The sequence below is a fragment of the Ekhidna sp. genome (assembly GCF_965212185.1).
Classification (GTDB): Bacteria; Bacteroidota; Bacteroidia; order Cytophagales; family Cyclobacteriaceae; genus Ekhidna.
Map to the genome: position 1 here is coordinate 2,382,470 of NZ_OZ243102.1, position 23,877 is coordinate 2,406,346.

At 38.5% G+C, this 23,877-nt stretch carries 24 protein-coding genes; 16 read left to right on the forward strand and 8 right to left on the reverse strand.

Annotation, left to right across the window (positions count from 1 at the left end; translation table 11 throughout):
• Window positions 1–3: 3 nt before the first annotated feature.
• Genes argS through ACOMC3_RS10280 form a run of 3 tightly spaced genes read right to left on the reverse strand, consistent with a single transcriptional unit; the run spans window position 4 to window position 3,640 of the window.
• Window positions 4–1,788, reverse strand: coding sequence for an arginine--tRNA ligase (argS, locus tag ACOMC3_RS10270; protein ID WP_420315795.1), 1,785 nt, complete (start codon window positions 1,786–1,788; stop codon window positions 4–6).
• Window positions 1,789–1,797: 9 nt separating this feature from the next.
• Window positions 1,798–2,733: a citrulline utilization hydrolase CtlX gene (gene ctlX, locus ACOMC3_RS10275; RefSeq protein ID WP_420315796.1), complete on the reverse strand. Its 936-nt coding sequence runs from the start codon at window positions 2,731–2,733 to the stop codon at window positions 1,798–1,800.
• The gene (locus ACOMC3_RS10280; RefSeq protein ID WP_420315797.1) at window positions 2,726–3,640 is read right to left on the reverse strand and encodes a dimethylarginine dimethylaminohydrolase family protein; all 915 of its coding nucleotides are present in this window, start codon (window positions 3,638–3,640) and stop codon (window positions 2,726–2,728) included. The genes ctlX and ACOMC3_RS10280 overlap by 8 nt, the downstream gene beginning before the upstream one ends.
• 162 nt (window positions 3,641–3,802) lie before the next feature.
• Between ACOMC3_RS10280 and ACOMC3_RS10285 the strand changes: the two genes are divergently transcribed.
• The 3 genes from ACOMC3_RS10285 to ACOMC3_RS10295 all read left to right on the forward strand — a co-directional run bounded on the left by ACOMC3_RS10285 (window position 3,803) and on the right by ACOMC3_RS10295 (window position 6,409).
• Window positions 3,803–5,188 carry an arginine decarboxylase gene (locus ACOMC3_RS10285; RefSeq protein WP_420315798.1) on the forward strand — a complete coding sequence of 462 codons (1,386 nt, stop codon included), beginning with the start codon at window positions 3,803–3,805 and terminating at the stop codon, window positions 5,186–5,188.
• Between the two features lie 12 nt (window positions 5,189–5,200).
• A complete protein-coding gene (locus ACOMC3_RS10290) occupies window positions 5,201–5,575 on the forward strand; it encodes a hypothetical protein (protein WP_420315799.1) in 375 nt (124 codons plus the stop codon).
• Window positions 5,576–5,674: 99 nt separating this feature from the next.
• Window positions 5,675–6,409: a polyprenol monophosphomannose synthase gene (locus ACOMC3_RS10295; protein WP_420315800.1), complete on the forward strand. Its 735-nt coding sequence runs from the start codon at window positions 5,675–5,677 to the stop codon at window positions 6,407–6,409.
• Window positions 6,410–6,429: 20 nt separating this feature from the next.
• Here the strand turns inward: ACOMC3_RS10295 and ACOMC3_RS10300 are convergent, their stop codons facing one another.
• Window positions 6,430–7,647: an ABC transporter permease gene (locus tag ACOMC3_RS10300; RefSeq protein WP_420315801.1), complete on the reverse strand. Its 1,218-nt coding sequence runs from the start codon at window positions 7,645–7,647 to the stop codon at window positions 6,430–6,432.
• Between the two features lie 60 nt (window positions 7,648–7,707).
• Between ACOMC3_RS10300 and ACOMC3_RS10305 the strand changes: the two genes are divergently transcribed.
• The 6 genes from ACOMC3_RS10305 to ACOMC3_RS10330 are packed head-to-tail and all read left to right on the forward strand — an operon-like array spanning window position 7,708 to window position 11,938.
• On the forward strand, window positions 7,708–8,856 hold the full coding sequence (locus ACOMC3_RS10305) for an exo-beta-N-acetylmuramidase NamZ domain-containing protein (protein WP_420315802.1): 1,149 nt from the start codon (window positions 7,708–7,710) through the stop codon (window positions 8,854–8,856).
• 3 nt (window positions 8,857–8,859) lie between these two features.
• Window positions 8,860–9,774 (forward strand): glutaminase, encoded by a 915-nt coding sequence (locus ACOMC3_RS10310; protein WP_420315803.1) that lies wholly within the window; start codon window positions 8,860–8,862, stop codon window positions 9,772–9,774.
• Window position 9,775: 1 nt separating this feature from the next.
• Window positions 9,776–10,645 carry a pirin family protein gene (locus ACOMC3_RS10315; RefSeq protein WP_420315804.1) on the forward strand — a complete coding sequence of 290 codons (870 nt, stop codon included), beginning with the start codon at window positions 9,776–9,778 and terminating at the stop codon, window positions 10,643–10,645.
• Window positions 10,646–10,656: 11 nt separating this feature from the next.
• Window positions 10,657–11,022 carry a VOC family protein gene (locus ACOMC3_RS10320; protein ID WP_420315805.1) on the forward strand — a complete coding sequence of 122 codons (366 nt, stop codon included), beginning with the start codon at window positions 10,657–10,659 and terminating at the stop codon, window positions 11,020–11,022.
• A gap of 36 nt (window positions 11,023–11,058) precedes the next feature.
• Window positions 11,059–11,742, forward strand: coding sequence for a hypothetical protein (locus tag ACOMC3_RS10325; protein ID WP_420315806.1), 684 nt, complete (start codon window positions 11,059–11,061; stop codon window positions 11,740–11,742).
• Between the two features lie 13 nt (window positions 11,743–11,755).
• Window positions 11,756–11,938 (forward strand): hypothetical protein, encoded by a 183-nt coding sequence (locus ACOMC3_RS10330; protein ID WP_420315807.1) that lies wholly within the window; start codon window positions 11,756–11,758, stop codon window positions 11,936–11,938.
• Here ACOMC3_RS10330 and ACOMC3_RS10335 read toward each other — a convergent pair.
• Entirely contained in the window at window positions 11,903–12,322 is a 420-nt protein-coding gene (locus tag ACOMC3_RS10335) for a hypothetical protein (RefSeq protein ID WP_420315808.1), read from the reverse strand. The two genes, ACOMC3_RS10330 and ACOMC3_RS10335, sit on opposite strands and share 36 nt — an antisense overlap.
• Before the next feature lies 1 nt (window position 12,323).
• Window positions 12,324–13,256, reverse strand: a complete 933-nt coding sequence (locus ACOMC3_RS10340) for a DMT family transporter (protein ID WP_420315809.1) — start codon at window positions 13,254–13,256, stop codon at window positions 12,324–12,326.
• Window positions 13,257–13,361: 105 nt separating this feature from the next.
• Between ACOMC3_RS10340 and ACOMC3_RS10345 the strand changes: the two genes are divergently transcribed.
• Window positions 13,362–14,267 carry a LysR family transcriptional regulator gene (locus ACOMC3_RS10345; protein ID WP_420315810.1) on the forward strand — a complete coding sequence of 302 codons (906 nt, stop codon included), beginning with the start codon at window positions 13,362–13,364 and terminating at the stop codon, window positions 14,265–14,267.
• Here the strand turns inward: ACOMC3_RS10345 and ACOMC3_RS10350 are convergent.
• Window positions 14,264–15,121 (reverse strand): oxidoreductase, encoded by an 858-nt coding sequence (locus ACOMC3_RS10350; RefSeq protein WP_420315811.1) that lies wholly within the window; start codon window positions 15,119–15,121, stop codon window positions 14,264–14,266. The two genes, ACOMC3_RS10345 and ACOMC3_RS10350, sit on opposite strands and share 4 nt — an antisense overlap.
• Window positions 15,122–15,276: 155 nt before the next feature.
• Here ACOMC3_RS10350 and ACOMC3_RS10355 point away from each other — a divergent pair, with 155 nt between their 5' ends.
• The 6 genes from ACOMC3_RS10355 to ACOMC3_RS10380 are packed head-to-tail and all read left to right on the forward strand — an operon-like array spanning window position 15,277 to window position 23,170.
• Complete coding sequence (locus tag ACOMC3_RS10355; protein ID WP_420315812.1) at window positions 15,277–16,443, forward strand: aspartyl protease family protein; 1,167 nt, start codon at window positions 15,277–15,279, stop codon at window positions 16,441–16,443.
• A 27-nt stretch (window positions 16,444–16,470) separates the two neighbouring features.
• Window positions 16,471–17,403, forward strand: a complete 933-nt coding sequence (gene fmt / locus ACOMC3_RS10360; RefSeq protein ID WP_420315813.1) for a methionyl-tRNA formyltransferase — start codon at window positions 16,471–16,473, stop codon at window positions 17,401–17,403.
• A 1-nt stretch (window position 17,404) separates the two neighbouring features.
• Window positions 17,405–17,905 carry a dihydrofolate reductase gene (locus ACOMC3_RS10365; RefSeq protein ID WP_420315814.1) on the forward strand — a complete coding sequence of 167 codons (501 nt, stop codon included), beginning with the start codon at window positions 17,405–17,407 and terminating at the stop codon, window positions 17,903–17,905.
• A 10-nt stretch (window positions 17,906–17,915) separates the two neighbouring features.
• Window positions 17,916–18,317, forward strand: coding sequence for a hypothetical protein (locus tag ACOMC3_RS10370; protein ID WP_420315815.1), 402 nt, complete (start codon window positions 17,916–17,918; stop codon window positions 18,315–18,317).
• Complete coding sequence (locus ACOMC3_RS10375; protein ID WP_420315816.1) at window positions 18,298–19,092, forward strand: SDR family oxidoreductase; 795 nt, start codon at window positions 18,298–18,300, stop codon at window positions 19,090–19,092. Before ACOMC3_RS10370 ends, ACOMC3_RS10375 begins: the two co-directional genes overlap by 20 nt.
• A gap of 49 nt (window positions 19,093–19,141) precedes the next feature.
• A complete protein-coding gene (locus ACOMC3_RS10380) occupies window positions 19,142–23,170 on the forward strand; it encodes a S8 family serine peptidase (RefSeq protein ID WP_420315817.1) in 4,029 nt (1,342 codons plus the stop codon).
• Window positions 23,171–23,174: 4 nt separating this feature from the next.
• Here the strand turns inward: ACOMC3_RS10380 and mtgA are convergent, their stop codons facing one another.
• Window positions 23,175–23,876: a monofunctional biosynthetic peptidoglycan transglycosylase gene (mtgA, locus tag ACOMC3_RS10385; protein ID WP_420315818.1), complete on the reverse strand. Its 702-nt coding sequence runs from the start codon at window positions 23,874–23,876 to the stop codon at window positions 23,175–23,177.
• Window position 23,877: the final 1 nt, after the last annotated feature.

Below are 23,877 nucleotides of genomic sequence, written 5' to 3' on the forward strand. Positions count from 1 at the left end.
CGATTACATCCTTTCAGGTACATCAATTCCCAATAAATCCATGCTCTCCCTGATAAGCGATGCAGTGATTGAAGATAGGGCTACTCTGAATGCTAGCTTATCTTTATTTTCCTCATTAAAGATTGGAACTTCCTGATAGAAACCATTGTACTCCTTCGCTAAGTCATATACATATTGAGCGACAATTGCCGGTGAGTAATCTTTCGCCGCTTCTCGAAGCGCTTTGGAATATTCGGTGATTTGATAAATCAAATCAACTTCACGTTTATTCAATTCACCAACTTTTTCAATATCGAAGATTGTGTTGATTTCCAAGGATTTTGCTCTACGCAAGATTGCCGAAATACGCGCATGAGTATACTGAATAAATGGTCCTGTATGTCCTTGAAATTCAATTGATTCCTGAGGATTGAAAAGCATTCTTTTCTTAGGATCAACCTTTAATAAGAAATACTTCAACGCACCTAAACCTAACATTTTATACAATCCTTTGGCTTCAGATTCCTCCATCCCTTCAATCTTGCCCAGCTCTCGTGTATGCTGCTCAGCAGTATTAAACATCTCCTGTAACAGGTCGTCGGCATCAACAACCGTTCCCTCACGAGATTTCATTTTGCCTGTTGGTAAATCTACCATTCCATAGGATAAATGGTAAAGACCATCTGAATAGTGTCTGCCGAGTTTTTTCATGATGGCAAAAAGTACTTTGAAATGATAGTCCTGCTCATTACCCACCACAAAAACAGACTTATCAAATGGAAAATCCTTATGCTTCATGTCGCAGGTTCCCATATCCTGAGTCATATATACTGCCGTACCATCGGCACGAAGGACAAGTTTTTCGTCCATTCCTTCATCAGTCAAATCCACCCAAACTGACCCATTATCTTTCTTGAAGAAGACACCCTTTTGAAGTCCTTCATCTACCACCTCTTTTCCCAAGAGGTAGGTATTTGATTCTTTATACATGGTATCGAAGTGAATACCCATGGTGTCATAGGTCTTATCAAATCCTTCGTACACCCAATTATTCATCTTTTCCCACAAGGCGACAGTTTCTTCATCACCTGACTCCCACTTTTGCAACATCTCCTGCGCCTCTTGGATCGAAGCTGCTTCTTTCTTTGCCTTCTCAGGATCCATTCCTTGATCAACAAGAGTGTTTATTTCTTCCTTGTACATCTGATCAAATAGTACATAGTACTTTCCAATTAGATGATCGCCTTTCATTCCAGCACTTTCAGGAGTCTCTCCATTACCCTCTTTTTGATACGCTAGCATTGATTTGCAGATGTGCACCCCTCGATCATTTACAAGATTTACCTTCTTCACTTCATAGCCATTAGCTGCAAGAATCCTGGCGGTAGAATCACCAAGAAAATTGTTTCTTAAATGTCCGAGGTGAAGTGGCTTATTTGTATTCGGTGAGGAAAACTCAACCATCACTTTTTGCCCATTTGATGATTGCTTTCCAAACTGGTCATCAGAAGTAATATCCTTCAATAACTGAACCCAACTTATGTCAGCGATCTCAAGATTCAAAAACCCTTTAACCACATTAAAATCTTCAATGAAGTCCGTGTTTGTTTTTAACCATTCACCTATTTGTGCTCCGGAATCTTCGGGTTTGCCTTTAGTGATTTTTAGATATGGAAATACAACAAACGTGTAGTTTCCTTCAAATTCCTTACGTGTCGGTTGCAGTGATACATTTTCAGAGGGTAATTCATGACTATATAGCTCGCTAAAAGCCTCTGAAATTGCTTTTTGAATATTCTTTTCCAGCATTTATCTGGTTTATTTTAATGGATTAAAAATTTCTGCCATCATACATCTGGCACTACCCCCGCCCAATTTTTCTATTGTGTGAATATCACTATGTACCAACTTGCCATGTTTAGAAAGTTGTACTTTTTGTTCTTCAGTAAGCGAATTGAAAGCTGCAGAAGACATGACTACCAATCGCTTATCGTCGTTCCCCAACAATTGCAACATATTGCCAGCAAATTGCTCCTTTTGAACTTCTGATATTTCTATGATTTCTTTATCTGTCTCCTCAAGTGCCTCAACAAGATTTTCTCTTTCTTCAAGATCGTCTATGCTATCCAGACAAACAACCGCAAATTCTTCCCCTAAACACATCATCACATTGGTATGATAGATTGGCAGTCGCTTACCATCTACAGATTGCAATGCGTGAAAAGTGACCGCATCATACCCTGCTTCATCACAAAAATCTTCCAGAACATTTGGCATTGTTCGTTCGGATATTGCTGCATAGGCAATCTTATTTTGTCTATCAAGTAATAAACTACCAGTTCCTTCAAGATATGCCGCTTTCTCTTCCCAATTGGTAAAACTTACTACTTCTTCTACTTTGAAAGTAGATCTAAGAGACTCAATAATGTCTTCTCTTCGTTCCAACCGTCGATTTTCAGCGTACATTGGATATAGCCTGATGACTCCATCTTGATGAAAGGAAATCCAATTGTTAGGGAAAATGGAGTCAGGAGTTGCAGGATCAGTCGTATCATCAAATACAGTCACATTTACTCCTTCTTCCCTTAGCTTATCAACGAAATCATCGAACTGTCTCAGTGCCTGATTTTGGATATCCTCGAGACTTACTCCTTCTTCATTTTTCTGGTAATAATTATTCACTGCCGTTTGCTCATTCATATAGAAAGCTACCGGCCGGATCATCATGATATTATTTGTAATTTGATTACTCATATCTTCTTCTTAAGGGCATAGTGGAACATCTAAGCAAACCTTCCATTTTTGCAGCTTCTCTATACTTTACTTCCTCTACTGTCAGCCCCCATTCTCTGAATTGCTCATTCAACCGTGTAAAGCTGCTGTCAGAAATAACTACTTCCGGGCTGATGGAAAAGAAATTGGAATTCATTTCATACATCTCCTCTTTTGTGATTTCAAAAACATTTTGGGTACCGAAGAAATTGATCAAAAATTCGGCATCCTGCTGATTTTTAAATCCTCCACGATATATCACCGCTTTATCTGCACCTACCGGCTGAAAGCAGCAATCCAGGTGGAGTGCATTTTCTCTTGGATTATCATCTGATTTATTAAGTTCAAAAGCTTTGACTGTAAAATTTGGAAAGGTTTTGCGCAAATATTCCACTGCTGCTTCATTGGTGCGAGAAACAGTATATTTATGAAAATCATCCTCTTTAGAGTAGCCTACGAATATGTGATTTCTCCATGGTATGATGTCACCACCTTCCATTCGCTCATGCTCATCAGGTAATAGTACGTTTTCCACTTGATCAGTGATATACTCAATGCCATCAGACTCTAATTTCCGCTCCGGAGTTACACATGGTATCACTAGCTTGTCATCAATAACGAATGCAATATCTCTCGCAAAGATTTGATTAAGCTCAGGGATGCTGTTTGGACGATAAACAATCACATTGTACTTCTTTAAAACTTGTGCTACAGCCTCCATCTCCTCAATTAAATCGGCTTCTTTTGGAAAGGTCCCCGCCAGTATGTGTTCCTTCGATTTAGGATCGTATGTCTTCTCAACTTCAGGAGTTCCACCCATGCTTTCTGCAGTACCTAAAATAAGCGCTTCCAAAGGGGCAGTTTCGTCTAAAATTTTTACGGTGATCATATATCTGAAAAATTGACGCAAAATTAACGTGAATAAGCAAGGATACCTGCATTAATACTTAATCAAATCTGTCTTAAACAGACATTTTGAAAAACGAAAAGTAAATTCTTTCAGGAATGATGATTTTAATGGATAATTGCGTCGAGTATTTGCTGCAAGCCAATGAGAAAATATGCTGATCTAATAGATCAAACCTTTTACTTCCCTACAAAAGAATTCAAAGTAGAAAAGGATAATCTTCATTTTCATGGGGTTAACCTTATGGAGATCATTAAAGAATATGGAACACCGCTTAAATTAAGCTACCTACCAAAAATCGAACAAAACATTAAGTATGCATACAAGATTTTTAATGATGCTATTAAAAAGCATAAATATGAAGGGAAGTACACCTACGCATACTGTACTAAGAGCTCACATTTCAAATTCGTAGTAGAAAAAACCCTTTCTAATGATGCTCATCTAGAAACATCTTCCGCTTATGATATTCCAATTGTTAGAAGCATGCTCAAAGCCGGAAAACTTACAAAGGAGCACTACATCATCTGCAATGGCTTCAAACGTCCATTATACTTACAAGAAGTCTCCGCATTACTGAATGAAGGGTACACAAATTGTATCCCGGTACTAGACAATTTGAATGAACTTAATCATTACCTCACCAATGTCAATGATGATTTTCAGGTGGGCATTAGAATAGCAGCGGACGAAGAGCCAAACTTTGCTTTTTATACCTCTAGATTAGGTATCCGGTACGGTGATATACTTCCATATTACAAGGATGTGATTAAAGAATCAAAGGCAAATCTTAAAATGCTTCATTTCTTTATCAATACAGGAATAAAAGACACAGCGTATTACTGGAGTGAGCTTAGTAGATTTATTTATAAGTACTGTGAACTCAAGAAAATTTGTCCAGAACTAGACACGGTCGATATTGGTGGAGGATTTCCGATTAAAAACTCACTTCATTTTGAGTATGACTACAAATACATGGCAGAGCAAATCATTGAAAACATTCAGTGGATATGCAAAAAGAATCATGTGCCTGTGCCAAACATTTTTACGGAATTTGGAAGTTATACCGTTGGTGAAAGTGGTGCAACCATCTATTCTGTATTGGACCAAAAACTACAGAATGACAAAGAGCTTTGGTACATGATGGATGGCTCTTTCATCACCCACATGCCGGACGTTTGGGGCCTTAACGAAAAATACATTATGCTTCCTGTCAATCATTGGAAAAGTCCTTATCATCGGGTAAACCTTGGAGGCCTTACTTGTGATAGTCAGGACTATTATGACTCAGAGGCACATATTGGTGAAGTATTCTTACCTCAATACGATGAAAATGAGACCTTGTTTTTTGGATTTTTTCACACGGGTGCTTATCAGGAGTCGCTTGGAGGATACGGTGGAATTCAACACTGCTTAATACCTGCTCCAAAACACATCATTATAGATCGAGATAAAGACGGAAAAATCGTACATGAACTTTTCGCAGAAGAACAGAAAAGTGAGGACATGATGAAGATTTTGGGGTATTAGGACAATGAAAATATGAGCAAATTAGAAGATCGAGTTTCGTGGTTGAATCATAATAATAAAAGAATACTTTACGCCGATTATTCAGGCCTTAAAGGAGACGATTTGATGACTGTTTTTAAGAAGAGCAAACAAACTCAAATAAATGCAGGAAAGGACATTCTTCTTATTGTGAACTTTACAAACGCTAAGGCCAATAATGAAATCGTAACCGCACTAAAACAAGCCGGTAGAGAATTGGATGCTGACATGAAAAAAACAGCAGTAATCGGATTGGCAGCACTTCATAAAATTTTTTACAACGGATATATTCGTGTCACCGGTCAAGGTCATAAGACTAAAACGTTTAATAGTGTTGAAGAATCAATCGACTGGATTACGTCAGATTAATTGTTTGCAGTATTTAGGGCAATCTTTTCTTCTAGTGTTGTTAATATATGTGAAGGCTACCCATTAGAGATTCTTTTAATCTATTTTTGATGTCTTAATATGTCAAAGAACTTAGTTGTCATACCTACCTACAATGAATGTGAGAATATTCGAGACATTATCAATGTCACGAGAGTGCTCTCACCATTATTTGACATATTAGTTGTGGATGATGGCTCTCCCGACGGGACAGCCGACATTGTCAAAGAAGAAATGAAAACCACTCCAGAACGGGTATACCTCATAGAACGGAAAGGTAAACTCGGACTTGGCACAGCATATATCACTGGTTTTAAGTGGGCACTGGAAAAGGGGTATGAATACATCTGTGAAATGGATGCTGATTTTTCACATGACCCAAATGATTTGGTAAAGCTCCATGCCGCATGTGTTGACGGAGCGGACGTAGCGATTGGAAGCAGATATGTCACCGGTGTGAATGTGGTCAATTGGCCGATGGGAAGGGTATTGATGAGCTATTTTGCCAGCTTTTATGTTCGCATCATTACAGGAATGCCCTTCAGAGATAGTACTGCAGGGTTCAAATGCTATAACCGAGGTGTTTTCGATAAATTGAATCTGGATCATATTAAGTTCATAGGCTATGCATTTCAGATTGAGATGAAATTCAATGCCTGGAAGCATGGATTCAAAATCGTTGAGGTTCCTATCATTTTTACGGACCGAACAAAGGGTACATCCAAAATGTCAAAAGGAATCTTTAAAGAAGCGGTAATAGGTGTACTCCAAATGAAAATAAAGAGCCTGTTTAAGAAATACGAACCCGTAACCTGATATAAAAAACTAACTGCTGATTAGTCAAATCGAATGGCTTTTACGGGTTTTACTCGTGAGATAATAGCGACTGGTATTAGCAGCGTCAATCCTATTAAGGTAAGGACCAGGAGATTTAATCCAACAATCGTCAACACATCAATCTCAATTGGAACATGAGGCATGTAGTAGTTTACCTGATCAAGGGGGATTACTTTGAAATAATATTGGACCATTCCTAATGAAAGTCCGATAGCATTCCCCCAAAATAAGCCACGCACAATCAGCTGAATGCCATTAAAAATAAATATTCTCTGAATCAACTTATTACTGGCTCCTAAAGATTTTAATGCACCAATCATCTGTGTGCGTTCCATGATCAGGATAAGTAAGATAGAAATGATACTTGTCCCTGAGACGAAAAGAATTATTGCGAGCAATATGATCACATTACGATTTAATAGATTGAGCCAATCAAAAATTTGAATGTAGCGATCAGTTACCTTATCTACATATAAATCTGCATCCAAACTAAAAAACAAATCGTCTTCTGCCTTTTCTAATTGATTAGTATCAGAAATGAAAATCTCAATCCCTCCTACTAATGAGTTGGGCCAATTGTTTATTCTTCTGACCAAATCCAGATCACCTATGATGATTTTTTCATCAAATTCCTCCAACCCTGTTTCGTAAATACCTGATACCTGAAGCCTTCTGAATCGAGGTGGGTTTTGCACGAAGTAAATGAGAACTTCATCACCCACATCTAGCTGCAGGTAGTTTGATACTCGGGCACTCAAAGCTACTTCCGTAGAATATGTTTTCGAGTCAAGGTTTGGGAATCGGCCTTTGATCATGTGTTTTTTAAACCCAAGCGTATCAAAATTTTCATCCACGCCCTTTACAATTACTCCCTGCACCTCTTCATCAGTCTTTAATAATGCCGCTTTCATTGCATAGGGCTGTATACGTGCAGTTAGTGGATAATCCTTCAGCTGCTGTATCAAAGAATCGTCCATCGTGATCGATCCTTCTTCGAATGAAGTGGAAAGCGTGTATTTGCTAATGATCAAATGCCCACTGAAACTGTAAATCTTATCCTTGATCTCCTTTTTAAATCCAAAAAGGACCATAAATGCCAGTATTAAAACCGCCAAACCAACACCGATGCTTACAACTGCAATCCGGTTGATGACACTTGAGAAGGAATCCGATGCTTCTCTTGAAATACGTTTTGATATAAATAAAGGAAGATTCATTGCTGCCCTGCAAAATAGGGTTTTCAATACTGTAAGAACAAGCTAACTTGGTGAATTAATATGTACCGATTCATTTTTATTTTATTCATGGTCATTGCTGGCTGTACCAATCAGGCACAAGAACGATCAACCGAAATTCTTCTTGGAGCATACCAATTAGAAGAATACTTACCCTTATTAACAGGGAAGCAAGTAGGACTTAGCGTAAATCACAGTTCCTTAATTGGACAAACTCATCTGACTGATAGCCTTATTTCACTTGGCATTTCTGTAAAGAAAGTTTTTACTCCGGAACATGGGTTTACAGGAACTGTCAGTGATGGAGTTAATATAGAATATGACAGCTCATTATCCTCCTATGAGTTGGTATCACTTTATGGCAAAAACAAAAAGCCCACCCCTGAGCAGCTGAGTGGAATAGAAATTATGGTTTTTGACATTCAAGACGTTGGAGCTCGCTTCTACACCTATGCCAGCACTATGCAATTTGTAATGGAAGCATGCGCAGAAAGTGGAATTCCAATCATCATTTTAGATAGGCCTAACCCTAACGGAAGCTATGTAGATGGACCTGTTTTGGATACTGCTTTACGATCTTTCGTTGGCTTAAATCCAATCCCCATTGTGCATGGAATGACCATAGGAGAACTTGCTCAAATGATTAATGGAGAAGGTTGGTTAGCGAATGGTATTCAGACTGAGTTGCAAGTTATAAAGATGAAAAACTGGGATCATGGAATGACATACTCACTCCCAGTTAAACCATCACCCAATCTACCGGATGACTTAAGTATTTCTCTTTACCCCAGTTTATGTTTATTTGAAGGAACCATCATGTCTGTGGGCAGAGGAACAGATTATGCATTTCAGCAAATAGGGCATCCAGAATATCCTGACACTACCTATTCATTTACACCAATTTCAAAAGAAGGAGCCAAATGGCCGCCGTATGAAGATGTGGTTTGCTACGGTCTGTCATGGACCGGGAGTCAGCCACAATATAGATTGACCCTACAGCCATTGATTCAGGCTTATAAAGAAATGAATAGAGATGATTTTTTTAATAATTATTTTAAACGTTTAGCTGGAACTAATTCACTCCAAAAACAGATAGAAGAAGGACTAAGTGAAGATGAAATACGATCCTCATGGGAGCCAGCATTATCAAATTTTAAAATGAAAAGAGAACAGTATTTACTGTACCAATAGTCAATGGATTATCAAGGCATACTTAATCAAATTCAAAACAAGGTTGATTACAAACAGCTACCAGGTGAAGTAGCTACCTACATTCCGGAGCTAGCCAAAATCTCACCAGATAAGTTCGGGATGCACTTATGTAGTGTAATTGGGGATGAATTCTGTTTTGGAGATTCTGAAGAAAGATTTTCAATTCAAAGTATATCAAAGGTTCTGTCATTATCACTTGCACTACTGCAAGAGGACGAGAAACTATGGGAAAGGGTGGATGTAGAGCCTTCAGGTGACCCTTTTAATTCCTTGGTTCAATTAGAATATGAAAATGGGATTCCACGTAATCCTCTCATAAATTCCGGAGCATTGGTTATTTGTGATGTTCTCATTTCCAACTTGAAAGATCCGAAAAAGGAATACCTGGAATTTGTAAGGAAAATCGCTCGAAACCCGAACATTCATTACAATGAAAAAGTTGCAGAGTCTGAAAAGGCTGAGGGATTTAATAATGCTGCAATGATCAATTTGATGAAATCCTATGGAAACATTAAAAATGATATAAACGAAGTGCTTGACTTCTATTTTTATACGTGTTCAATCAGTATGTCATGTAAAGAGCTGGCAAATACTTTCCTTGTGTATGCTAATCACGGATGTTTGCAAGAGACGGGAGAACAAATCTTCAGCGTAAAACGAACCAAACGGATCAATGCGTTGATGCAAACGTGTGGCTTCTACGATGAAGCAGGTGAATTTGCATTCAGGGTGGGTCTTCCGGGAAAAAGTGGTGTTGGGGGCGGAATAGTAGCCATTTACCCTAACATGTTTAGTGTAGCTGTATGGAGTCCCAAGCTTAATGAAAAAGGAAATTCAACGGCTGGAATGATGGCTCTAGAATACTTAACTGACATGACAGGATCGTCAATATTTTAATATGTCAAACACAGACCTCATCATAGAAGAAAGAAGCCGAGATATCGGTGATTTTTTGGTTGGTCGACTAATTCCTTTTCGTAAAAAGCGAATGGTCGGTCCATTTATTTTCATCGATCACATGGGCCCTACAACCATTAAGCCTGGCACCTACCTGGATATCGACCAGCATCCACACATTGGTCTTTCTACACTCACCTATTTATTCGAAGGTGAAATCCAGCATCGGGACAGCATAGGCACCAATCAGCACATCAAGCCTGGATCTGTGAACTGGATGACTGCAGGCAAAGGTGTAACACACACCGAGCGTACTCCTTCAGAGATGAGAAATGGTCAATCATTCACCATGCATGGTTATCAAATCTGGGTGGCTCTTCCAAAAGAAAAAGAAGACATGGATCCTGAATTCCATCACGTGGATGGATCAGAGCTTCCACAGTGGACAGATGGTCCGGCTAGTTTCAAACTGGTGGCAGGCAAGGGATTTGACAGGCAGTCTCCCTTACCTGTACACTCAGATCTTTTTATGATCGAGATAAAAACTACTGAAGATTATAACTTAACAATCAAAGATCAACTTTTCGGAGAAATTGGATTTTGCATTGTAGAGGGTGGAATTACGGCTTGTAATCAGGAAGTGAATAAAGGGAATATGCTCATTTCAAAAACAGAGAATGCTTGTGAATTATCCGTTAAAAAGGATTCCATTATTCTGTTGTTTGGAGGGGAACCATTTGAAGAGGAACGGCATATTTTCTGGAATTTCGTATCTTCAGACAAGCAAAAATTAGAGGTAGCCAAGGAAAAATGGAAGAATCATGAGTTTCCTAAAGTTACCGACGATGACACTTACATTCCATTACCATAAACAACACTACCATGCGAGCAAATTGGTTTGAACTTCCCGTCAATGACATGAATCGAGCGAAAGAATTCTATTCATCAATTTTTGATGTCGATATGGGTGATGACTTTGCTATGGGCACATCAGTCATGTCATTTTTCCCATTTGTAACTGATCAAGAGGGTGCAACAGGAACCTTGATAAAACAGGAATCCTATATTCCATCCCATGAAGGAGCTTTGGTCTACTTCGCAGTTAAAGAAATTAACGATGTATTGCCGAAGATTACATCAGCAGGTGGTAAAGTGATCAACGAAAAAATGAGTATCGGAGAACATGGGTTTGTTGCACATTTTGAAGATTCTGAAGGCAATAGAGTCGCATTACATCAAAGTGCTTAAAACATTCAAGCATTACAATCATTTATATACATGAATATGAGTCAAGACCCTAAGGAGAATATTGCTCAGATACTCCTCACTAAATCAGGCATTAAACAGCAGGCATATCGCAATGTATGCACTGCTTTTAAGCACCTAAAGGAGCAGTCAGTTTTGCTAATTGAAGAGCTTAAGTCTAAAACATCTGAAAGAGATAAAGACATCTTCTTAGGTGTTGAATTCATCAATGATCAGGAATTCACAGTGCGCATAGCGGGCGATCTTTTGGTGTTTGTTCTGCACACCAATATCATCACTTTACCGGCAGATTATGAATTTTACAAATCTGATTACGTGGCGGAGCAACCACTTCGCAAATACCTGGGTCAAATAAATGTATATAATTTCATGGCCGACTCTTTCGAGTTTAATCGATTGAATGATCCTGGTTATCTATTAGCCAGGCTTTTAATCAACTATGAGAATTATTTTATCGTTGAAGGAGACAGACAAGTAGGTTTTATGTTCGAATCTATTTCGTCTAAACCTCTGGAGAAAGTAGACCTGGATGTAATGATTCAATTAATCATTACACAGGCTGCTGAAAATGATTTAATGGCACCACCATTTCCTCAAATAAGAAACATTACTGTTCGTGAGAAAATGGAAAAAACGCAATCGCTGGGAGCTGGAAATAAAATTGGCTTTCAGATGAGTTATCAAAATGAAACAAAAGCTTAAATAACTACAAGTAATGAGCACCATGCAATCCAATTACGCCGGTATGACAATCATCGAACGATTGAAAGTGACCGGCCAGTTTGAAACATTCAAACGCGCATTGAAAAAGAATAAAGCAAAAGCACGACAGATTCTTGAATCACTAAAACTTGATCAAAAATCAATTGAGCGATTGCTTTCTACCAAAAAATGGTAAGAATCCAATTTCAGCGAATCTGTTTATTGGTATAAGGTTCCTTACATGCAGCAATCCAGCATTGTATGGAGACCCCTCTACTATTGTTCTTACTTCAGGTATCACTTTTAATTTAAATGAAAAGTGAATGTTGACATTATTACGAATGAGTTGATTGTCAATCATGTCAATATTGTACTTCAAAATCCTTGAATTGATAGCGCCTCTTAATTCAATCTTGTTGGGAGAAACATTTAAAACCTGAGCAATGGCTACCTCATTTGCATTTTGAAGTTCGATTTTCGAAATTTCAAATGTGTCTTTGATCAACAGTTGGCAAGCAGCCATCAGCGTCGATAAAATCAAAATAAGAGATACTGAATATTTTGTGTACAGAGACTTCATTTCATCGGAATTTTGAATAAAGAGCCGGATCAATTGATACCTTATAATGTTTCGGTTTTGATCTTTTTGTAGTTCGAGTGAGCTTAATTCCAAAAAGAATGAATGTCGCACCAGCTATCACCCAAAGAGTTAGTGACTCATCTAAAATCATCACACCTAAAAGGACGCCAAAGAGAGGCATGATGTATGTAACCAATGAAGCATAACCTGCACTGGATTGCTCGATCAACTTAAAATAGATCACGAATGCGATTGCAGTTCCAATTACACCTAAAATCATTGTTGACCCCCAAGCAATAGCACTAATTGACTGAAAGTCAAACTCTTGATAAACGAATAAGGTGAGTGGAACCAAATAGATTGTAACAGATAAAAGTTGAGCAGCAGGTGCCTGAAAAGATGGGATGTCTACCAAGTATTTTCGAATGTAAACGATCCCTATCGCATAACTAACTGATGCAATGGTGATGGATACGATCCCAGCTAAACTACCATCAACCCCATCATACAGGCTTGGTAAAACTAAAATCACCAATCCTACAAACCCCATCATCACACCCTTGATTTTGTTGACACTTAACCTTTCATCGGTCGTCATTAGATGTGCCAGAAGTATAGTGAAAATGGGCACTAACCCATTTAAAACAGAGGCTAATGAACTATCTACATATTGCTCTCCCCAGTTAATGAGAATGAACGGAAGGCCTTGAGCGAAAAAACCTGCGATGAATACATTCTTCCAGAATTCAAGAGATAGACCAAGTCGGGACCCAGTAAAGAGTAACAGCACATTTAAAATCAATGCTCCAATACCTATCCTCAAAGTGGCTAGCATTAATGGAGCAATTTCAGCCACTGCAATTTTTATGAATAAAAACGATGGTCCCCAGCAAATTGCTAACAGTATAAGGAGATATAAGTTCTTGATTTTCATGATTCATCCATTTGATACTCCAAATTGAACGTGAATTAAATTCGAATGAACTATTAATTGGATGAATTGATTTTATCATAACAATTAATTTTACTAATATTGAATATGGAGATCAGGCATCTTAAATTGATCCGTGAGGTAGCAGAAACGAAAAGTCTGACCAAGGCTAAGGATGCCTTATTCCTCTCTCAATCAGCCCTAAGCCACCAGCTCAAGGAAATTGAAAATCAATTGGGTACTCAGCTTTTTCATCGGGTAAACAAGCAGCTGATCTTGACCAATGCGGGCAAGATGGTTTTAGAATCTGCTGAACGCATATTAAGCGACCTTGAAAAAACTGAACGTTCCATCAAGAAATATGTGTCCGGCACCAGCGGCACATTGAGATTAGCCACACAGTGCTACACTTGTTACCACTGGCTTCCCTCACTTATGACGGATTTTAATAGAGAGTTTCCAAACGTTGAAATAGAGATATTTCATAGCAACGATTCAGATGTTGAAAGCAGAGTTTTAGATGGCGAAATTGATTTAGCCATCATTTATGAGCACTCAGATCGTCAAAATATTGACTATCATGAGCTGTTTAGAGATGAAGTCTTTGCTTTAGTACCTGTTGGTCATCCATGGGCTAAAAAGTCATATGTTCAGGCAGAAGACTTTGAAGATCAGACTGTTATTATACATTCATATCCTCTGGAATCTGTTTCACTATTTACACAGGTCCTTATTCCAGAAGGAATTAGTCCGAAAAAAGTGATGCAGGTCCAGGTAACAGAAGCTGTTGTGGAATTAGTAAAAGCGGGAATGGGAGTCAATGTGATGGCGAAATGGATCGTGGAGCCATATCTTAAGGATAATAAATTGGCATTAATTCCCGTGACCAAAAGAGGCATTCATAGAACATGGCATGCGATCACTTTAAAGGACGAAAACCGACCTCAATACATCGACAATTTTATTCACCATTTGAGGTGTAATATCGGCGGTCTTTGCTGTTGCCAGAACTAGTCCATTTTTTTCAATTCCTCTTCCGTGTAGTCGGTAGGTTTTCCTAAGTATTCGAATTTGTCAATCTCTTCTTTAAATTCTTGAAGACGAATTCCTACTCGTTTGTATGCCGGTCCGCCTAACGGAAGATGCACTGGAGGGCTATCAAGAGTTGTTATTTGAAACATAGCTTCTGCTGCACGTACCGGATCACCTATTTGATTACCACTCACTTCACGGATACTTTCCATATTCTTATTGGCTGTCTCATTATACTCATCAATGGATGACTCATTGTAAGTGGCTGATCTTCCAGCCCAATCAGTTCTAAAAGGCCCAGGCTCAATATTGGTTACCTTGATTCCTATATGTCTGGTTTCAGCCGCCAAGGCTTCTCCTATCCCTTCTAATGCAAATTTGCTACCATTGTATATCCCAACTCCTGGAAATCCATTGAGTCCAGCGATTGAAGTGATGTTCAAAATGTTACCACTTCTTTGCTTTCTCATAAACGGTAAGGCTAGCTTCATCATGCGCACACAGCCGAACACATTCACATCAAATTGACGTTGAATCTCTTCTTCTGAAGTCTCTTCGATTGGCCCCAGAGTACCATAGCCGGCATTATTCACCAGCACATCTAACCGACCATATTCCTTTTCAATGATTTGAGCGGTTTGGTTAATCGTTTCCTGTTTTTGCACATCCAGAATTACTCCTTTTACCAAGCCAGGGTTGATGGCTTCCAGTTCTTCGATTTGTTCTTTCTTTCGGACCGTTCCTATTGCGATCTCTCCATTTCCAGCCACTATCTTAATCAGCTCTCTACCAAAGCCTGTAGAACATCCTGTAATCAGCCAAACTCTTTTGCTCATGTTGATTCAAATTATGGTGGGAAAACATGCTGACACTAAGAATTGTTCAACCAACTGTCCGATTCTTTTAGTAATGATATTTAATGCAGGTATTTTTACAATGTATTTAAACTAAAGTCTTTAACTTCATCCTGTCATTCCAAATTACCAATATCATGAAAAAAATAACCTATTTACTACTGCTACTTTTTGTCATTGGTGTCAATGCCCAAGCACCTATAACCACCATTCCATTTGAACTCTTTGGCGATCACATCATCATTAAGGTGAGTGTGGACGACTCAGAACCATTGGATTTCATTTTTGATACAGGTTCTGGATATACAGTAATAGATACGGATGTTGAAAAGGAACTAGGCCTGGAAGGAAAAGATATAGAAATGAATCAAGCATCATCGGCATGGCACTTGATCAAACATAATTCCATTGCCATAAATCATTTCTTAATGGAGAAGAATACCAAGGTTTATTCAACAGATTTGGATCATCTGGAAATAAGTCTGGGTATGGATTTAGATGGAATCATTGGTTACGATTTATTGAGACATCATTCGGTCTACATCAACTTCGACACGAAAACGATGAATATCTATGATCATAGCAAATCACCAAAAAGAGGTGATGCAATCCCTTTTACTATGAACGTTTCAATCCCAGTGATAAAAGGAACTGTCGTTCTCAATAATGGTGAACCGCATGAAGGAACATTTTTTGTGATGACTGGAGCAGGAACAACCCTGGATTTTAACTCACCTTATTCTGAACAATGGGATGTGATTCACAAAACAGGCAAGCATTATTCTTACTTAGTTAAAGGCTTATCTGATGAAGAAACACTGCATTATGAAGGACATGTTCAATCATTCAGTTTTGGTAATCAAACGATTGAAGATTTGCCAATAGGCATTAGTACAGCCTCGACAGGTATTCAAGCAGATAGAAAAGTTTCAGGGATTATTGGCTCTCAAATTTTGAGAATGTACAACATGACCATTGACTATGGTACCAAAATGCTTTACCTGGAAAAAGACCATACCTATGATGCCAATTTCAAGGTAAACTGCAGCGGTATTGATGTACAACTTTCAAAAGATAAAAAGAAGGTATTAATTCATCAGGTATTTGAAGATAGTCCTGCTTCAGAAGCAGGAATCAATGTGAATGATGAATTGGTTAAAATCAATGGAAAAACCATGATGGAGGCCAATCTTTCTGAAGTAAAAAAGCTTCTAAAAGAAGAAGGTGAGACTGTAGAATTAGTGATAAACCAGGGTGGGACAGAAAAAACTGTATCACTTACCCTACGATCACTTATTGATTAGCCAAACGTTTGGTTTCTTTGCGCTTCTATGAGCAAGAAACTCCGAATCATATTTCTAGGCACACCTGATTTTGCTGCGGCAAGTTTGAAGAAACTGGTACAAAATCAGGTGAATGTAGTTGCCGTAATAACAGCGCCTGACAAACCTCAGGGAAGAGGTAAGAAATTAGGTATGTCGGCAGTAAAAACTTATGCATTAGAGGCTGGTCTTCCCATTCTGCAACCTGCTAACTTAAAATCACCACAATTTTTAGAGGAACTCAAGAGCTATAACGCAGATCTTCAAATTGTTGTGGCATTCAGGATGCTTCCTGTAGCAGTATGGGATATGCCGCCAATGGGCACATTCAATTTACACGCTTCACTCCTACCTCAATATAGAGGAGCAGCTCCGATCAATTGGGCCATAATAAATGGAGAAACTGAAACAGGTGTGACTACCTTCTTCTTAAAGCATGAAATAGATACAGGAGAAATCATTTTTCAGGAGCCAGAGCTTATTAAGCCAAGTGACAATGTTGGTAACCTTTATGAACGACTGATGAACAAAGGTGCTGACTTGGTTTTAAAAACTGTATTGGCGATTGAAGTTGGTGATTATCCTAGCCAACCTCAGGACAACAATCAGGAAATCAAACATGCACCTAAGATTTTTAAAGAAGATTGTGAGATAGATTGGCAAAAGACATCAAAAGAGATCAATGATTTTATAAGGGGACTTTCCCCTTATCCTGCAGCCTGGACAAAACTTCATGGGAAAACACTGAAAGTTTTTGAGGTTGAAAAAGCAAATGAAGGAACCAATAAATCAATTGGGGAACTATACTCTGACAGTAAAAATTACCTCCGAGTGAACACAAAGGACGGAACTTTGAATATCATGGATCTGCAGATGGAAGGTAAGCGACGCATGAATGTCACTGATTTTTTAAGAGGATATCAATTCCAAAACCAGAATTAAAATGACAATATCAATGATAGCTGCCATGGGCAGCAACCGTGTGATTGGAAAGGATAACGACATCCCCTGGCATTTGCCAGATGATTTCAAATTTTTTAAGAATACAACGAAAGGTCACCATGTAATTATGGGTAGAAAAAACTGGGAGTCCTTACCTCACTCTTTTCAACCCCTTCCAGGTAGGCCCAATGTCGTCATTACGCGTCAGGAAAATTATCAGCCGGAAGGCGCTCAAGTTGTACCTTCTCTAGATGATGCACTAGAAATTGCAAGAAGCAACAATGAACCTGAAGCATTCATCATAGGAGGTGGAGAAATCTACCGAATGGGTCTTGAAATTGCCGATCGCATATACCTAACCGAAATAAATGGTGAATTTGATGGTCAGGTGACTTTCCCTGATTTTGATAAATCAATATGGAAAGAGGAGTCACGTGAGCATCATCCAAAAGATGATCGACACAAATATTCATTTGATTTCGTTGTATATTCAAAGAAATAATTCACAAACCATGGATATTCAATCACACAAAAAAACGTTAGGGATTATACACATTGTATACGGGTCCCTTATTTCAATCACCTTCATATTTATAGGAAGCTTTATTTCCATACTTTTCCCATTCATTGCAGATGAAATAGCCAAAGATGTAGGAAACGATGCTGATGAGATACTTCTTATGGTTAGCTCTATCATCAGAACCGTATTCATTCTTCTACTGATATTTTCAGCACTGCCATCAATTATTGCTGGGATTGGCTTACTTCAGAAGAAAAGCTGGGGTGTTGTCATTGCACTCATCGCAGGATGCGTTTCTATTTTCAGTTTTCCATTTGGTACTGCAGTCGGTGTTTATAGTATTTACGTATTTGTAGAGAACAATAAACAGAAGAATGACCAAAATCAAGAATAGTGTAGTTTGGCTTACTGGAGCCAGTTCGGGGATTGGTGAACAATTGGCATATCAATTAGCTGAAAAAGGCGCTAAACTGATTATTTCTGCCAGACGTAAAGAAGAATTAGAACGGGTAAAAGCAGCATGTACGTCTGATACTGTCGAAATTCTTACCCTGGATTTGGAGGACCCGTTCTCTTTAAAGCAACGAGCAAAAGAGTCAAATACAATTTTTGGTGATGTAGATATCCTAATCAATAATGGGGGCATCAGCCAACGAGATACCATTTTAAACACAACACTGGATGTAGATCGGAAGTTGATGGAAATCAATTACTTTGGTTCCATTACCTTATCCAAAATGCTTTTACCTAGAATGGTGGAGCGAAAAAAGGGGCATCACGTAATTGTTACGTCAACAGTTGGGATAATCAACACACCCTTCAGATCAGGATACGGAGCTTCTAAACATGCACTTCACGGATTCTACGATGTACTTCGTGCAGAGCATCATAATGACAATATAAAGGTTACAATTGTTCTTCCCGGGTATATAAAGACAAACATTTCTTACAATGCACTGGTTGGTGATGGAAGCCAGCAAAACAAGATGGATCCAGGACAGGAAAAAGGAATGTCTCCAGAAAAATGTGCTCGTTTAATCATCAAAGCCATACAGGCTAATAAAAATGAAGCATACATAGGAGGTGCAAAAGAGAAATTGGGTATTTACCTTAAGAGATTTTGGCCAAGGGCTGCAGCAAAAGCGATACGGAAATTAAGAGTGACATAGATTGGTGAGGTTTTTAAGTTTAATAGTTTTTGTTCTGAGTTTCGTTCAATTGAGTTTTTCACAAACCCGATTGCTGAAAGAAGCACAATTTGAAGATCATTCCATTGATACGGAATGGATATATGTTAAACTAAAACCTTCAGTTACAGATTTCCCATTCTCTGATCATAAGATCTTAGGCAGAACAAATTCTGATTCTCCGGAAATCATCAAATTGAGAGTTCCAAGGGGAAAGGATCCAGTGACTTTTTGCAATGAGTTGCGACTAACTGGTGACTATCAATATGCCGACCCTATTATCTCCTATCAATTATTAGCAAACCCTTCTGATCCGTTATTAGGCAACCAGTATTACCTGGACAATATCAAGGCATTTGAAGCTTGGGGTATTACGACAGGAGACGATGATATCACGATAGGAATCATTGACTCAGGTCTTGATTTAGATCATGAAGATATTATAGCCAATCTATGGCTAAATGAAAATGATACCATTGATGGAATAGACAATGACAACAATGGATACATCGATGATTATTTTGGATATGATTTCGCCGATGAAGATTCAGATCCAACGATTCAGAATGGGAATCATGGCATGATTGTAGGTGGCCTTGCGGGAGCAAGAGCTAATAATGATAAAGGAATTGCAGGCGTAGGATACAATACCAAAATAGCTGCCTTGAAAGGATTTAGAAGCTCTAATAATACCAGCAATGGATTGTATGAAGCAATCATTTACGCGGCAGATAATGGGATTGATGTGGTCAACTTATCATGGGGAAGAATGGGTGAACCTTTAGAGTCAGAACAGGACATTATCAATTATGCTGTCTTGGAGAAAAACATAATCGTTGTTGCCGCTGCTGGTAATGAAGGTGGTCAAGAAACAGAAGAGAATAAGTGGTATCCTGCGAGCTACGAAAATGTTTTATCCGTAGCAGCAACTGATGCTAGTGACTCCAAATGGTCAGGATCTACCTTTAATTATTCGGTAGATCTTGTCGCACCAGGAGTTGATATGTTCAGCACAGTAGCAAGCAATGGATATGCAGATGGTGGTCCCGGGACATCATATGCATCACCGCTTGTTGCAGCAGGTTCAGCTTTAGTTAAGGATCAATATCCGGAGCTCTCAGCGATTCAGATCATGGAAAGAATAAGAGCGACAACAGATGATATTTATGATATTGGTATCAATGGTTCATTTGAAGGGAAGCTAGGTAAAGGAAGACTCAATATCCTGCAGGCAGTAACTGAAAGCAATGTAAAATCTGTAAGAGCCAGGAATACCAATTTTTCTTCGACTTGGGGAGATTTGATATTTTTTGGAGACACAGTTCAAATCACTTCACAAGTCATTAATTATTTGGGTGCTTCTAACAATCCTCAAATCACCGTTTCATCCCCTGAAAATGATTTTACAATAACAGACACTCCTGAGCCAATTGGCTTCCTAAGCACAATGGATACAGCCTCACTATCTTTTGAAATTGTGCTGGATCAAAATATATCTCCTGACTCCAAAGTCAACATAAGATTAGATTATTCAGAAGGCACCTATAATGATTTTCAATTTCTGGAATTAGTAACTGAGCCCGATTATACAGACTTTGGGAATGATAAAGTATCAATGACCATAAGTGGTAATGGAAATCTTGGGTACAATGAATATGAACCAAATCAAGGTTCAGGCTTACAATACCTCTCTGACACGTTGATGAATTATGTTGGATTAATGTTAGCCACTGACGGTGATCATGTTTCTGATAATATCATCTCTAATTATATCATTAAATCCAGAGAGGAAGATTTTTCGGTAGATGAAAATCATAAATGGCGCCACCATCCGGGGGCAGATCATTTCAGCTATTCGGAATTTTCCGATCCTTCTCAACCCATTAAAGTTGAGCAATCAAACTTGACATGGAATGGAGCTGATTACCTTGTAACCAGGTATCGGATCATAAACCATACTGACACTGCCATAAATAATCTATCAATCGGTCTCTTTGCCGACTGGGATCTGATAGATGCTTCTACCAATTATGCTGCATTTGATACCATTAAGAATTATGCATATGCCAGAAATCTTAATCAGGATTTGTTTGCAGGTGTTCAAGTTTTAGGGAATGGCTTGACTGAATTCAGTGCTTTAGATATGGATAATCTGAATGGAAATTCTGCCGATATTAATGACGTTTTAACAGATAGCATCAAGTATCATTATTTAATAAATCAACAGCTTGCAACAGCAGGCAGTGAAGGTTCAGGTAATCATGTGGCTACTCTGAGTGGGATAACAATAAGTCAAATAGATTCAGCAAATTTCGAATATGTAGATGTAATCTATGCGATTGCAGAGTCAAAGGAGTTGCTCGATTCTGTAATTGCTCTAGCCAGTTCTCAGTTAAATGATTTCCTAACAAAACCTCAAGTGCTGGAGAGATTTTTTACATGTGATGGTTCATATACGATCGATCCCTCAAATGGCGCGTACTTCCATTTCTATAGTGATCCATTAGCCTCAACAAAGATTGCTACGGATTCTGTTTTGGTTATAAGTAATCTTCAAAATGATACAATTTTTTATGCTAGGAATATTGATGGTAATTATCCATCCGAAGTTTTTGAAATAAGACTAAGCATATTTACAGACTTTGCAGATTTTGAATTGTCAACAGACACTTTGTATTTGGATAATCCAACAACTAATGTTGTTTCATTTAATGATCTTAGTCAAGGAGCCATATCATGGAATTGGGATTTTGGTCAAGGAACTTCCGCAACCATACAAAATCCTGCACTCTCATTTTCAGAACCTGGGAATTACAACATTCAATTAACTGTAGAAAACGAAGAAGGATGCAATGATTCGATTACCAAGACGCTAGTTGTTGCCAATAGACCTGCTCCTCCCACCATTGATGATAGGATTGTTTGTGAAGGATCAGATGTCACGATAACCGATCCAACTGCTGAAAAGGTTCATGTGTACTTAACTGAGGATCAAACAACTCCAACTCTTAGTGGTGCCAGTGTTCAAATGCAAAATATAACGAGTGACACCATCTTTTACGTTTCGGGTACATACAATTCATTTGAAAGTGATAAAACACCCCTTTTAATAGATGTTTTGGAGGTAGCGGGCTCAATCAATGTAATGCCGGACACTTCTTCTGCTGAATTCCGTATGTTGCTAATCTCAGAGAACATAGCGGATGGTTCCAATATTCAGTGGACTGTGAATGGCAATGATTTAGGAACTGATGAATCTGTTAATGTACTGGCTGAAGGCACCATTAGTGTCAACCTCAGTATTACATCCTCTGACAATTGCACGAAAATTCTGTCTAAGCAGGTTTCAGTAAGTAGTTCTCTTACACCCATTCAAGGAGACCTATTTTCCTGTGATGGAGATTCTGTTTTGATTCAGCCATCAAATGGTTCCTACTTTGGTTTTTATGAAGATCCTGAGCTTACTCAGCCCATCAAGAAGGGTACCCGACTTAAAACCAATGCATATGAAAAAGTCTACGTAGTAGGATTGGATGATGGTCTACCTAGTATCCCAATTGAAGTGAACATCACAAATCAAATACCCGAGGTTGAAATCAATTATATAGCTAATCCTGTTGGACCAAAACAAGCTGTTAGCTTTATGATAGAAACTTCATTCACGCTTGCATCAAGTAAGTGGTTTGTTGACGGTGTACTTACTGAAGTATCCGCTCAGCCAACGCTTTTTTTGGATAACCAACCCTATTTAATTGTAGTTAACGTAACAACTACAGAAGGTTGCAACGCTTCAGATACACTTAATTTAGATTTGACTCCTCCTTTGTTAATCGCTGATGACAATCAACTTTTGATCTATCCAAACCCATCAACCGGAATTGTGAATTTTACTGCAAGTGAAATCAGTCTTGTCGAGGTAATACAAATGGATGGAAAGATTGTTTCAAGGCTTCAAATCTCGAACGCAAAAATTGATATTTCATCATTAGAAAAGGGAATGTATTTGATTAAAGTATATTATGATGGGAAATCTACCATCCATCAGTTACTTCTCAGATAAATGATCAAAGTACCATTTTCTTAACAAATTCCGGATCATAGGTCATTTCATAACCCCAATATTTCATTTGGGTTGTGATCCAATCTACACGACGCTGAACGTATGGCCCTGGTGCTGTAGCTGAGTACCGTTTTGGGCTCGGCAAAATCGCTGCAAGACGTGCTGCTTGCGTTGTGGTGAGATCTATCGCTGGCTTTTTAAAATAAGCTTGAGAGGCTGCCTCCGCTCCAAAAATACCATTGCCAAATTCTGCCACGTTGAGGTAAACTTCCATGATTCGTTCTTTGCTCCATACCATCTCAATTAGTAAAGAGAAGTAAAGTTCAGCGGCCTTGCGTGCATATGTCCGATCTGGCCAAAGAAATACATTCTTAGCTACCTGTTGAGTTATGGTGCTTGCACCTCTCACATTCGCTCCTCTCCTATTAGCCTCCTCAGCTTCTCTTATCGATCTGAAATCAAGCCCCTCATGTAACAAAAAATATTGATCTTCAGCACACATGACGGCCAACTGAAGCTTCCCTGAAATTTCCTCAATACTCTTCCATTCATATTTGATCTCCTTATCCTGACCTTCAATAAGCATTAGCTTAGTTACAGGTACTGGAATAACCATATATAATAAAACCCATAGTAATGCGAGGATATTAAAGAGGAGTACGAATCCTGCTATTGATTTGATAATATGGTTTATGATATTTTTCAAT

Coding starts and splice junctions, on each gene's coding strand:
- fmt (WP_420315813.1), top strand. CDS start 16,471: ATGAGCAAGAAACTCCGAATCATATTTCTAGGCACACCTGATTTTGCT.
- ACOMC3_RS10370 (WP_420315815.1), top strand. CDS start 17,916: ATGGATATTCAATCACACAAAAAAACGTTAGGGATTATACACATTGTA.
- ACOMC3_RS10330 (WP_420315807.1), top strand. CDS start 11,756: ATGAGCACCATGCAATCCAATTACGCCGGTATGACAATCATCGAACGA.
- ACOMC3_RS10285 (WP_420315798.1), top strand. CDS start 3,803: ATGAGAAAATATGCTGATCTAATAGATCAAACCTTTTACTTCCCTACA.
- ACOMC3_RS10375 (WP_420315816.1), top strand. CDS start 18,298: ATGACCAAAATCAAGAATAGTGTAGTTTGGCTTACTGGAGCCAGTTCG.
- ACOMC3_RS10355 (WP_420315812.1), top strand. CDS start 15,277: ATGAAAAAAATAACCTATTTACTACTGCTACTTTTTGTCATTGGTGTC.
- ACOMC3_RS10280 (WP_420315797.1), bottom strand. CDS start 3,640: ATGATCACCGTAAAAATTTTAGACGAAACTGCCCCTTTGGAAGCGCTT.
- ACOMC3_RS10340 (WP_420315809.1), bottom strand. CDS start 13,256: ATGAAAATCAAGAACTTATATCTCCTTATACTGTTAGCAATTTGCTGG.
- ACOMC3_RS10315 (WP_420315804.1), top strand. CDS start 9,776: ATGTCAAACACAGACCTCATCATAGAAGAAAGAAGCCGAGATATCGGT.
- ACOMC3_RS10310 (WP_420315803.1), top strand. CDS start 8,860: ATGGATTATCAAGGCATACTTAATCAAATTCAAAACAAGGTTGATTAC.
- argS (WP_420315795.1), bottom strand. CDS start 1,788: ATGCTGGAAAAGAATATTCAAAAAGCAATTTCAGAGGCTTTTAGCGAG.
- ctlX (WP_420315796.1), bottom strand. CDS start 2,733: ATGAGTAATCAAATTACAAATAATATCATGATGATCCGGCCGGTAGCT.
- ACOMC3_RS10305 (WP_420315802.1), top strand. CDS start 7,708: ATGTACCGATTCATTTTTATTTTATTCATGGTCATTGCTGGCTGTACC.
- ACOMC3_RS10300 (WP_420315801.1), bottom strand. CDS start 7,647: ATGAATCTTCCTTTATTTATATCAAAACGTATTTCAAGAGAAGCATCG.
- ACOMC3_RS10290 (WP_420315799.1), top strand. CDS start 5,201: ATGAGCAAATTAGAAGATCGAGTTTCGTGGTTGAATCATAATAATAAA.
- ACOMC3_RS10350 (WP_420315811.1), bottom strand. CDS start 15,121: ATGAGCAAAAGAGTTTGGCTGATTACAGGATGTTCTACAGGCTTTGGT.
- ACOMC3_RS10325 (WP_420315806.1), top strand. CDS start 11,059: ATGAGTCAAGACCCTAAGGAGAATATTGCTCAGATACTCCTCACTAAA.
- ACOMC3_RS10365 (WP_420315814.1), top strand. CDS start 17,405: ATGACAATATCAATGATAGCTGCCATGGGCAGCAACCGTGTGATTGGA.
- ACOMC3_RS10345 (WP_420315810.1), top strand. CDS start 13,362: ATGGAGATCAGGCATCTTAAATTGATCCGTGAGGTAGCAGAAACGAAA.
- ACOMC3_RS10335 (WP_420315808.1), bottom strand. CDS start 12,322: ATGAAGTCTCTGTACACAAAATATTCAGTATCTCTTATTTTGATTTTA.
- ACOMC3_RS10320 (WP_420315805.1), top strand. CDS start 10,657: ATGCGAGCAAATTGGTTTGAACTTCCCGTCAATGACATGAATCGAGCG.
- ACOMC3_RS10295 (WP_420315800.1), top strand. CDS start 5,675: ATGTCAAAGAACTTAGTTGTCATACCTACCTACAATGAATGTGAGAAT.